The 11,232-nt window shown below is 52.3% G+C and carries 9 protein-coding genes; 3 read left to right on the forward strand and 6 right to left on the reverse strand.

The genetic code is table 11. The annotated features are described in order from the left end of the window. Positions 1-56 precede the first annotated feature (56 nt). Genes G449_RS16115 through G449_RS0105490 form a run of 3 tightly spaced genes read left to right on the forward strand, consistent with a single transcriptional unit; the run spans position 57 to position 5,025 of the window. Positions 57-1,298 carry an efflux RND transporter periplasmic adaptor subunit gene (locus G449_RS16115; RefSeq protein ID WP_022658310.1) on the forward strand — a complete coding sequence of 414 codons (1,242 nt, stop codon included), beginning with the start codon at positions 57-59 and terminating at the stop codon, positions 1,296-1,298. 3 nt (positions 1,299-1,301) lie between these two features. Further along, complete coding sequence (locus G449_RS0105485; protein ID WP_022658311.1) at positions 1,302-4,442, forward strand: efflux RND transporter permease subunit; 3,141 nt, start codon at positions 1,302-1,304, stop codon at positions 4,440-4,442. Positions 4,443-4,488: 46 nt separating this feature from the next. After that, positions 4,489-5,025, forward strand: coding sequence for a GNAT family N-acetyltransferase (locus G449_RS0105490; protein WP_022658312.1), 537 nt, complete (start codon positions 4,489-4,491; stop codon positions 5,023-5,025). A gap of 92 nt (positions 5,026-5,117) precedes the next feature. Here G449_RS0105490 and dpaL read toward each other — a convergent pair whose 3' ends face one another. From dpaL to G449_RS0105515, 6 genes are all read right to left on the reverse strand, one after another. After that, entirely contained in the window at positions 5,118-6,335 is a 1,218-nt protein-coding gene (gene dpaL, locus G449_RS0105495) for a diaminopropionate ammonia-lyase (protein ID WP_022658313.1), read from the reverse strand. A gap of 669 nt (positions 6,336-7,004) precedes the next feature. Beyond that, positions 7,005-7,823 (reverse strand): pPIWI-associating nuclease domain-containing protein, encoded by an 819-nt coding sequence (locus G449_RS0105500; protein ID WP_159060435.1) that lies wholly within the window; start codon positions 7,821-7,823, stop codon positions 7,005-7,007. A gap of 118 nt (positions 7,824-7,941) precedes the next feature. Further along, positions 7,942-8,127 carry an integrase core domain-containing protein gene (locus G449_RS18760; protein ID WP_081640459.1) on the reverse strand — a complete coding sequence of 62 codons (186 nt, stop codon included), beginning with the start codon at positions 8,125-8,127 and terminating at the stop codon, positions 7,942-7,944. A 539-nt stretch (positions 8,128-8,666) separates the two neighbouring features. Next, positions 8,667-8,891 carry a transposase gene (locus G449_RS18765; protein ID WP_159060436.1) on the reverse strand — a complete coding sequence of 75 codons (225 nt, stop codon included), beginning with the start codon at positions 8,889-8,891 and terminating at the stop codon, positions 8,667-8,669. Between the two features lie 172 nt (positions 8,892-9,063). Next, entirely contained in the window at positions 9,064-9,681 is a 618-nt protein-coding gene (locus G449_RS16125; protein ID WP_022658315.1) for an HNH endonuclease family protein, read from the reverse strand. After that, the gene (locus tag G449_RS0105515; protein ID WP_022658316.1) at positions 9,678-10,970 is read right to left on the reverse strand and encodes an AAA family ATPase; all 1,293 of its coding nucleotides are present in this window, start codon (positions 10,968-10,970) and stop codon (positions 9,678-9,680) included. The genes G449_RS16125 and G449_RS0105515 overlap by 4 nt, the downstream gene beginning before the upstream one ends. Between the last annotated feature and the right edge of the window lie 262 nt (positions 10,971-11,232).

Consider the following 11,232-nt stretch of genomic DNA (forward strand, 5'->3'; position numbering starts at 1 on the left):
CAGGCAAAAGGGCAAGCCCGAGATTGCTTGCCGACACTGGAACAGAGGTGTTTGTAATGTGCTGGTTTAGTAAGAAAAAATTTCGACTGTGGCTGCTCGTGCCCTTGTGGCTGACAGTGCTCGCCCTTGGCTGCAACAAGGCGGAGGAGTCTGGCCCAGCCCATGCCGAGGTGCAGTACCTTGTGCTGGGGGAAGAAAAGTTGACCCTGAGCAGTACGCTACCGGGGAGAGTGTCCGCGCTGGTAACGGCGGAGGTTCGGCCTCAGGTTGACGGCATTATCATTGAGCGTCTTTTTGAAGAAGGCGCAGATATAAAAAAAGGGCAGGTCTTGTACCGCATAGACCCGGCCATCTATCAGGCGGCCCACGCCACGGCCAGAGCCTCGCTTGCGGAGGCAAAGGCCGCTGTTACCGCCATTGCCCTGCTGGAAAAACGCCAGCGGTTGCTGATCAAGCAATACGCCGTAAGCCAGCAGGAGCTGGACAATTCCATCTCGCAGCACGGTCAGGCCCGCGCCCGCGTTGCCAGGGCAGAGGCCGAGCTTGAAACAGCGGCCATCAATCTTGCCTATACAGAAATAAAAGCCCCGGTGTCAGGCCGCATTGGGGCCTCTGCCGTTACGGTCGGCGCTCTGGTTACTGCCAACCAGTCATCCCCCCTGGCCGTTATCCAGCAGATTGACCGTGTCTATATTGATATGACGCAATCCAGCGCGGAGGCTATCCGCCTGCGCCGCGCCCTTGCGCAGGGCCGCATATCCGCCAAGGGCAATACAGCAAAAATCCGCCTGACGCTGGAAGACGGTTCGCCCTATACGCCAGTGGCCACAGCAGCGCATGCTGGTGAATCGGCCTGGATACAGGGCGACCTGCTGTTTTCTGAAATATCTGTGGCGCAGAGCACGGGGAGCATAAGGCTGCGGGCTGTGGTCGATAACCCTGACGGGCTGCTGCTGTCGGGCATGTACGTTAAGGCCGCTATTGAAGAAGGCTCGGTGGACAAGGCCGTGCTGATCCCGCAGGGGGCCGCCTTTGTGAACAATACGGGCGGGCATTCTGTTTACGTGTTGCAGAAAGAAGGCACGGAAGACGGGATTTTTCGTCTGACGCGGCGCGATGTGAGCATTGACCGCGCATACGGCAACCGCTGGATTGTGGGCGCGGGCCTCAACGCTGGCGACATGCTGGTGGTTGAGGGCTTCCAGAAAGCGGCCCCCGGTGAACTTGTGCGGGGCGTACCCGCGCAATCATTGCAAACAAAGGCCGCCCCTGCGGCGTCTGCCACCGAGGCGCGGTAGGGCATGGCAGCTTTTTTCATCAATCGCCCCATCTTCGCCTGGGTTATTGCCATCATCATTATGCTGGCCGGTCTGCTGGCTCTTGGCAGGCTCCCCGTTGCGCATTACCCGGATATCGCCCTGCCGCAGATATCCATCTCTGCCCAGTACCCCGGAGCGACCGCGTCCATTGTTGACCGCAGCGTCACGCAGATCATTGAGCAGCAGATAAAAGGCCTGGACAACCTGCTGCACATGAAATCAACCAGCAGTTCCTCCGGCGGTACGGAAATTACCCTCACCTTTGCTGCGGGCACGGATGCCGATACGGCGCAGGTGCAGGTGCAGAACAAGGTGCAGCAGGCTCTTTCCCTGCTGCCAGATACAGTGCAGCGGCAGGGCGTTCAGGCGTCCAAAGCCGTGGACAATTCGTTCATGACAGTGGCTTTTTACGATGCCAGCGACACCATGCGCCCCAATGACATAAGCGACTACGTGGCAAGCTCGCTGGTTGACCCCTTGAGCCGCGTTCAGGGCGTTGGTGCAATCACCCTGTATGGTTTTCAAAATGCCATGCGCATCTGGTGCGACCCGGATAAAATGCGCCAGTACAAGCTGAATCCTCAGGATATTATTGCTGCCGTGCGCGCCCAGAACGCCCAGGTTGCTGGCGGTCAGGTGGGGGCGGCCCCTGCCTTGCCGGGGCAGGAGATCAATATTGCCATCAACGCCTCATCCAGCCTGGAAACAGCGGAACAGTTTGAACAGATTCAACTGCGGGTGGAAGAAAACGGCTCCGCAGTACTGCTCAAGGATGTTGCCCGCATCGAACTGAATGAAGAAAGTTCCATGGGCACCACATTTTTCAACGGGCATGCGGGTACGGGGCTGGCTTTCAAGCTTTCATCGGGGGCCAACGTTCTGCAAACCACCAGGGGAATCAAGGCCGAATTGCAGTCGCTCGCCAGCTTTTTCCCGCCGGGGCTCAAATATGCCTATGCCGATGACCGCGCGCCCATTGTGGAAAAATCCATACGCTCGGTTGTGCGTACCCTGTTTGAGGCCATCGCGCTTGTGGTCGCGGTGATGTTTGTGTTCATGCAGAGCTACCGCGCCACGCTTATTCCGGCCATTGCCGTACCTGTGGTGCTGCTCGGGGTGTTCGCGGTATTTGCGGCCACGGGTTTTTCCATCAACACATTGACCATGTTCGGCATGGTGCTGGCTATTGGTCTTTTGGTGGATGACGCCATTGTTGTGGTGGAAAATGTGGAGCGCCTCATGCGAGACGAGGGGCTTTCCCCAAAGGAGGCCGCGCTCAAATCCATGAGGCAGATAACCGGGGCACTTGTGGGCGTTGCCGTGGTCATATCCGCCGTGTTTGTTCCCATGGCCTTTATGCCCGGCTCCACCGGGGCAATCTTCCGGCAGTTTTCCGTGACCATTGTTGCGTCAATGGTACTTTCTGTAGTGGTTGCCATTGTGCTTACGCCTGCCCTGTGCGCCACCATGCTGCGTGCGCATGGCAATGGAGCGGGCGAAGGCTTCTTTGGGCGCTTCAACCGATGGTTTGCCGCCTTTACGGAACGCTACAGTCGTGGCGTGAGCGGCATGGTGCGGCACCCCTTGCGGTGGGGCGTGGTATTTGCGGTTTTGGCAGCAGGGTGCCTGGCTTTGTTTATGCTTTTGCCCTCGGCATTTTTGCCGGATGAAGATCAGGGCATCCTGTATGTTGACGTGCAGTTGCCGCCGGGCGCGTCACTTGAGCGCACGGAAAAGATTGTCAAAGAGATTGATGCCTACTTTCGCAAAGACGAAAAGGATTCCATAGAAAGCGTCATGAGCGTTATCGGCTGGGGATTCAGCGGTTCCGGCCAGAACTCGGCCATGGTGCTTCCCCTGCTCAAGGACTGGAGCAAACGCGGCCCGGGGCAGAGCGCCTCTGACGTGATGGAACGCGCCACGGAACGGTTTTCATCCATAGCCGGGGCGGAAATAGTTGTGATGTCGCCCCCGGCGGTCATGGAGCTTGGCACTTCCTCCGGCTTTGAGCTGGAACTGATGGATCGCGGCGGCAAAGGGCATGCGGCCTTGCTCAACGCCAAGGATGCCCTGCTGGAAAGTGCGGCAAAATCCACTGCTGTTACCAGCGTAAGGTATAGCGGCATGGCCGATACCGAGCAGTACGATCTGGTCATCGACAACAGCAAGGCTGGCGCTTACGGCCTGAGCAGAGCCGAAATAAACAGCGCCATCAGCGCCTACTGGGCGGGTGAATATATCAATGATTTTTCGGATAAGGGCAGAACAAAAAAGGTATACCTTCAGGCGGAGCCTTCGGTTCGCGCCGGAGTAGACGATTTCAGGCGCTTTTATCAGCGCAACACCAAGGACGAGATGGTGCCGTTCTCCAGTTTTATCGGCGTAAAGTCCGTTTTGGCTTCCCCAAGCCTGACCCGCTATCAGGGCATACCGTCCGTAAAGATTGAAGGGGCAGCCGCGCCGGGGCAAAGCACCGGGCAAGCCATGACGGCAATGGAAAAAAGCGCGGCAAGTCTGCCCCCCGGTTTTGATTATGCCTGGACGGGGCTTTCCTATCAGCAGCGTGTGTCCGCAAGTCAGGCCCCTTTGTTGTACGCTGTTTCCATTATCGTGGTTTTTCTTTGTCTGGCTGCCCTGTACGAAAGCTGGACTATCCCGCTGGCAGTGCTGCTGGCGGTGCCCACGGGCATTGTGGGCGCACAGGGCGGTGTGTACCTGCGCGGCATGAATAACGACATCTATCTGCAAATTGCACTGCTGACGATCATTGGCCTGTCGGCCAAGAACTCAATCCTGATCGTGGAATTTGCCAGAGAAATGCACAGGGGCGGCAAAGATCTGGTTGCAGCCACTGTGGAGGCCTCCCGGCTTCGCCTGCGGCCCATCATAATGACCTCGCTATGCTTCATTCTTGGTGTGGTGCCGCTGGCGCTCAGCAGCGGGGCAGGCTCCGGCGCGCAAAACGCCCTTGGCACAGCAGTGCTGACAGGCATGATCACCGCGACAGGTTTGGGCATTTACTACACGCCGCTGTTCTTCATCGTCGTGACCCGCTTTTTCAGCGGAAAGCTGCGGCGAAAAGAGCCTTCTGCCGAACCTGCGGCGCAGCCGGAACAACATTGAGCATGGCACGAACAGAGATGATGATTTTGAAATACAGGAGGTTGCTGTGGCAAAATTTGAAACGGAACGTCTTGTCCTGAGACCTTTTGAAGCCAAGGATGCGGCAGGCCTGTTTGAAATGCTTTCGCATCCACGAGTCCACTGTTTTGCGCCTGACCGTCTGGATTCGATGGAAGCAGCGGTTGCCGACGTTGCGCGGCGAAGCGCAGACCCCGTGCAACTGGCGGTTTGCCTCAAGGGGCAGGATGTGATGATCGGGCTGATGTTTGCCGCGAATGATGAGCCGGATACCTATGGCCTGGGCTGGCATCTGAACACCAGCCATGAGGGAAAGGGATACGCAAGCGAGGCCGCAAGGGCGTTCATTGACATCCTTTTTACCCGCAAGGGCGCACGGCGGGTATATGCCTATGTGGAAGATGACAATATCCGCTCGCAAAAACTGTGCGAGCGGCTGGGCATGCGCAGGGAAGGGCTTTTCAAGGAGTTCATTTCATTTGTCAGCAATGCCGATGGAACGCCCAAATACGAAAATACATGCCTCTATGCCCTGCTGGAAAAGGAATGGGAAAGCAACCGCTAACGGGGCAGGGGTTGCATATATACACCCGTTGCGGTGTGGCCTGTGCATGGATGCCGCATCTGATGGATGCGTGGTTGACTGGGCGGCTGTTGTCAGGCGCATTCCTCATCCGCATACGCGCCCTGCCAGACAATTTTTTTGTAGATGTGCGGCACAGTGTCGCCCTCGGTGCTGATGAGCAGAACCGAGGCTTCAGCGTTCAGACCCAGAGCTTCGCGCTGGTCTGCCGCAGCGGGGCTGCTCATGAGCCAGTGCAGCGCACCCGCGCCAGCCGCGCCAGATTCGCCGGAAACAATGGGCTGATCGCCCCTCACGGGCGCTGCCAGCATACGCATGCCGTTGGCTGCCATGTAATCCGGGCAGGACATGAAGGCCGTGCTGTAATCCTTGAGGATGCTCCAGGCCAGACTGCTCGGCTCGCCGCAGGCAAGCCCGGCCATGAGGGTTTGCAGGTCGCCGCCCACGGCATGGGCCTTGCCGTCGCCCGCCAGCGCGGAGCGGTAAAAGCAATCGGCGGCATGCGGTTCCACCACAATGAATCGGGGTGTCTTTTCGCCAAGGGCTGCCACCAGAAAACCTGCCACAGCAGCGGCAAATGACCCCACCCCCGCCTGAAGAAAGCAGTGCGTCGGGCGAATGGCGGCTGCGTCCATCTGCTCCAGAATTTCTGCGGCAAGGGTAAGGTAACCCTGCATGATCCATGCGGGAATCTGCTCGTAGCCACCCCACGCGGTATCCTGCACCATCACATAGCCTTTTTCCTGCGCCAGATTCCAGCTCATACGCACGGTGTCGTCATAATTGAGATGAGTGATGCTGCACTGCGCGCCGAGCGCCAGAATGTTGTCTTGGCGGGTTTTGTCCGACCCTTTGGGCATGTAGATGATGCAGGGATAGCCCAGCTCGCGGGTTGTCCATGCCAGCCCCCTGCCGTGGTTGCCGTCAGTTGTGCTGATAAATGTTATCTGCCCTGCGGTTGCTCTGGCGGCGGGGGCGTCAAGCATGCCCCGCACAAGGCCTTCGGCGGGCAGGTGCATGCGCTCGGCAAGGCAGCGGGCCACGGCGTAGGAGCCGCCAAGCACCTTGAAGGCGTTGAGGCCAAAGCGGTGCGATTCGTCCTTTACGCAGATGTTTTTCAGGCCAAGGCTTGCCGCCAGCCCCGGCAGGCTCACCAGTGGAGTAGGGCAATACTGGCTGAAAGAGGCCTGATACGTGCGGACGTGCCGGGCTATGGCGGGCGAAAAACCGGTAACGTCCACACCGTGAGCGGTCGCGGTGCGAAAGGGATTGAGCAGCAGGGATGCGGGCATGGGCGGTTTCCTTGGTGGGATTGGCCTGCGGCCTCAGGGCCGGGCAATGGCAAGTATAGCGGCGGCTTGCCCATCTGGGCAAGGGGGCTACCTCGGGAATGGCGGCCCTAAGAAAAAATGGGCATACCATGCAGGGCTGGTGCCACGAGAAGGTGCGGAGCAAAAAGGAAATGGATGCAGCTGAGGAATACGCCCTTTGGGGCTGTAGAAAGCGCACGAAAAAAGGGTTACATTTTTCAATGTAACCCTTTATTCTCGAGTGGCGTCCCCAAGGGGATTTGAACCCCTGTCGACGGCGTGAAAGGACAGCATCTAAAGTTGTGAATTTAATAAATTAGCAATGTTAGAGTACATCCAGAAACGTCAAAAGACATCCGCATACACCCCGAACTAACCCCCTTTTAACCCTCCTACCTCAAGGGCGCTGTGATCGAAGCCCGAGGGTAGCAGGTTAAGATTCTACCCCCGCAACCGAATATTCACGCTCTTACGAAGACGAGCCGTAAGAGCTGTTTTTTACCCTACGTTACACTGGGCTGGCTGACACCGGAAGAATTCCGCGCAAAAAATATAACCGGCAACCCATTGGGAACCACTAACTTACAAGCGGTATACGCAAGTGGGGTAAGGTCCGCAGAGGCAAAAAAAGACACCAAAGAGAGCATTATCCTAATACTTAAACTGTATATCTGTATCCTCTAGCTCACTTTTTATTACAGTCCAAGTGAGTTTATTTATTTTTAAAGATCTTCCATCCGCTGTACCTTTAATTTTATATCGATTAATATTGGGAGCGCACCATTTTATATTGGGGTTATATAAAGACACATCGTAATCAACTTCAAACTCTACAGAATTATAATTGTGGGTTACGATGACAAAATTATTGGTCCCAGAAGAGCCATTGATGTATTTTGTATCTACTTCAATTCCATTTATTATTCGAATTTGTATGATATATGACACACTTTCGCAGATGGTTGCAATATTGTCATTTATCATATTGAATTTTTTAACTATATTTAAAGCAGCATTTTCAAAAACATCTCCATCTTCACACCCTAAAACATGAGTGTATTTATTAAGCTTGTCTATTAATTTTTGATAGTCACTGCACAATAACTCAATGGCCTCAATAGAAGTGTCTATATTTTTGCTGAATTTATCAGAAGAATTTTCAAGGCCATGCATTATGATTCTTGGATCAATGTTTTTATAAGCCGCATATTTTATCCTGTCTCTTCTTGTAATTCTAGCTTTTTCATCCTTATCCATTAAATACCAATCACAGGATTCAATTTCATTGCTTGGAGACATGGCATCAAAATATATCCTTAATGCCTCCCTTAATCCAAGTGCGCAAAAATTATATCGTAATGACAAATCCGTATTTTTTAACAAATCCAAGGATTCTTTTATCCAAACAAAAATTTCGTTATGTTGCACACCAGCAAGCCAAACTTCTAATTTGTTAAGTTCATTATGCATATGTTATAATTTTGCATAAGGTTAATTGACTTTGCCCCACAGCATATACCACTTGTAAGTTAGTGGTTCCCAATGGGTTGCCGGTTATATTTTTTGCGCGGAATTCTTCCGGTGTCAGCTAGCCCAACGAGCTTGCGATCGCAGTTGGTTTTGTAATCCTGCCTCCAAGTCTCAATCGTTCTCGGGGCATCATACAGGAAAAAAACACGTTCTGATTTAAACACTCATCCCGCAATTTTCCGTTAAAGTTTTCAACATGCCCATTGTTAGTGGACGTCCCATGACGAGTAAACTCAATCTGCACACGTGCTCAAAAGTCCATACACCCAAGCCATTACCGCTAAATTCCGGACCGTTATCACCTTGATCCCTGTGACAACCTCCTTGAAAACGCAATTATTCAAGCACACGCGCAACTCGTGTCCCTGGCGACGATATATCCACTTCAAGCATAAGGGCTTGAACGATCCCACAGATCGGCAATTGTCAAAAGGCATCGCTTACAAAATTCATCGCCACTGCTCATCCGGGGCAACAAGACTAGCACGGGCAATCGAGCGCTTCGCCCGTTTGCGAGTGCGCAGTGAAAGATTTTCTTTTTAGTAAACCCATTCTGTCCGCATATGATTCTGCACCAGATCTTCCCCGTGCAATAGTTCATGTAAGCACGGAGAACCGAAATGTCGTCGATCAGTTGCCAGCTCCAGCATCTGCGCGCGAAAAAGAGATCACGGTCTTCAGATGGCAACCGCCTAGCAGAACAACGGCAAAGCTGAGCAAGCCGCTCTGAGTCGCGATGATCCGCCTGAATGTGATGCACGGCTTCCCCGTTGGCTGCGGGCTTTAAAAGTTTTTTGAGAGCACTTCCTTCAAGACGACAATATCAAGCGCCTGTTCGCCTACCAGCCTTTTCAGTCGGGCGTTTTTTCCCACCAACTGGCGCAACCGCTTAGCGTCAGAAAAGTTCATTCCTCTAAACTTGCTGCGCCATTTGTAAAAGGTCGCATCCGGAATGCCATTTTGACGGCACAGATCGACAACGCGAACTCCAGCCTCGGTTTGCCGCAATATCCAATAATCTGCTCTTCGGTGAATCTGCTACTTTTCATTCTCTTGTTTCCATGTCAGGAACACTAACTTTTTAAAAACATGCTATCCGGGAGGAAATTCACTTCACCTACCCTCCGGAAACGCATCAGGCCACGCACGCCGCTGTCTTATTGGGGATATGCAGACAGGTTCATATGGTAAACTTCGCTTGATGGACAGCTTCAAGCCAAACAAAAGGCGCCTCATCCAATAGGGCGTCTGGATTTTGAATGCCGTCTTCAGGCTTCGTTATGTACCTTTCATAAATATCTTTTCTATAATTGCATAGAGTTTCGTGATTTATATTTAGAGCACAGATTGTATCGGTGACTTTTTTTTGTTCACACGCCGGTAGCTCTGGAGACGGCTTCACAATACCAGTGTTGAGGCTGACTTTGAATGTATCATCTGTAATGTGGAACGGATCGAGTATTTCTAGGGCATTATTTCTCTTGTTGTTCACAAATACAGAAACAAGCCTGTAGTTATTCCACTCGTACGCTGAGGCAGGGAAGAGAGACTTAGGAAGGAAATGCTCAACGGAGCTATTATTTATGTGAACATTTTCGTGGAGAAATATACCAAGGTATGCGCAAATACCGTTATAGCTTGAATGTAAATCTTTTTTACAATGTCGCCAGAAGTTTTTATTTTTCCAAAAATTGCTGTTTGTTATTGGCCCCACATGAGCCGCAAGAGCCAGTTGTCCTGGCTCTCTTACGAGTGCGTGAAACGTGGAAGGTTCTGGCTGTAATCCTACAAAAATCATATCTTCCATCCTTTCTCGCGCCGTAAATCACGAATATCAAGCCAGTATGGGTCAAGATCGAATGAAACAGACTCCAATTCTTTTTCAAGCTGCTGGAGTTCTTCTTCTGTTTGGTCGTTGCGTATCAAGAAGGCTTTTAGTTTCTCAATAAGCTCTTCCCGCTCCAGTGAAGTATCCGATTTTAAATCAAAGGCCTTGCTGGTGAGCCAATTAGATGCTGAGCCATAAGAAACAAAGTCGCGAGGCGTCAGTTCCACATGCTGCCCCTCTGCGTCAAAGTCGAACCACTGATCTTTTTCGGCATCGAACGTGGTCTCTAGCGAGGCCAACACAAGGGGGGCGTGTGTGGTGGCAATAATTTGCACTTGTGCCGCTTCAGGCAATTCACTGAGTCCGTATACAGTCTGCATTACAGAAGGCAAAATGGTGCGTTGCCACTTGGGGTGCAGGTGACACTCCACCTCATCCACAAGCAATATAATGGATTTCGTAGGCACTTTGCCCAGCACTTGCGATGCCCGTTTATGTTCTATCCATGCCCACGCTAGCAAATAGGCCAATGAAAGGATGCGTTTTACTCCTGAAGAAGTATGCAAGACGGGCACTTCTTGCCCATATGGCATAGCTATGGTGGGCATCATGCTCGAGGTTAAAGGGTCAATGCTCGTCAATTGGCCCGGAGCAAGTTGTTCGCTTAACGATGGGGAAACTTTTTTCAATGTTTCTGAAAACAAATCCCAATTGGTTGTGTCTTTAGCGCTTTGCCAAAAAGACACATCATCAATAAGGCCTTTACAGACTTTCTTATCTCTATACTCCAGCCCTTCAAAAACCTCGGCTTTAGAAAAAACAAACGCTGGTACGCGTTCGACATCCTCAAATTCACCTTTTTTAAACCAGTAATTGCGGGCCGGATCCCAGACGGCAAAACTTCCGTCAGCTTGTGCATACAGCACAAGACCGGGAATCCCAGGGCGACCACGCCTTAGTGGCCATTTCTGTTCATTACGAATAAATATTGATGGATGCTGAATTGATTCAGTTTCCCCACTATAGTTGTATTCAATAACGGCTTCGGCATTAGGATCAGTAGGACGTGCCATAAAGCCTGACATCAACGAAGGGTTCACCTCAGCGGGCCATGTTCTTGTTAGTGCCCACCAAATGATATCCAGTAAAAAACTTTTCCCAAGTCCATTGTCGCCAGTGATAATATTGAGCCTATCTCCAAACTCTAGCTCCAACTCAGCTATAGGGCCAATATTTTTTGTCTTTAAAGAATGCAACATATGAACTCCTTACGCCGTCTCTCTGAGTAGCGCCACTCTCTCTTTTTCAAGCACCACAATACTCCAAAACCTATGGGGAGCAGTGCATAATTCGTAAATATTGTACGGGATGGGATTGGCATTGGCAAGACGAGCACCGAAGTAGCGCAGGAGGGGCATAGACCTCCTTTGACCCTCCCCCCGAAAAGTATGCCATTGAAAAGTTAGTGTTCCTGACATAGGAGCACAAGAATGAAACGTAGCAGATTCACCGAAGAACAGA

It is taken from the genome of Desulfovibrio desulfuricans DSM 642 (assembly GCF_000420465.1).
Classification (GTDB): domain Bacteria; phylum Desulfobacterota; class Desulfovibrionia; order Desulfovibrionales; family Desulfovibrionaceae; genus Desulfovibrio; species Desulfovibrio desulfuricans.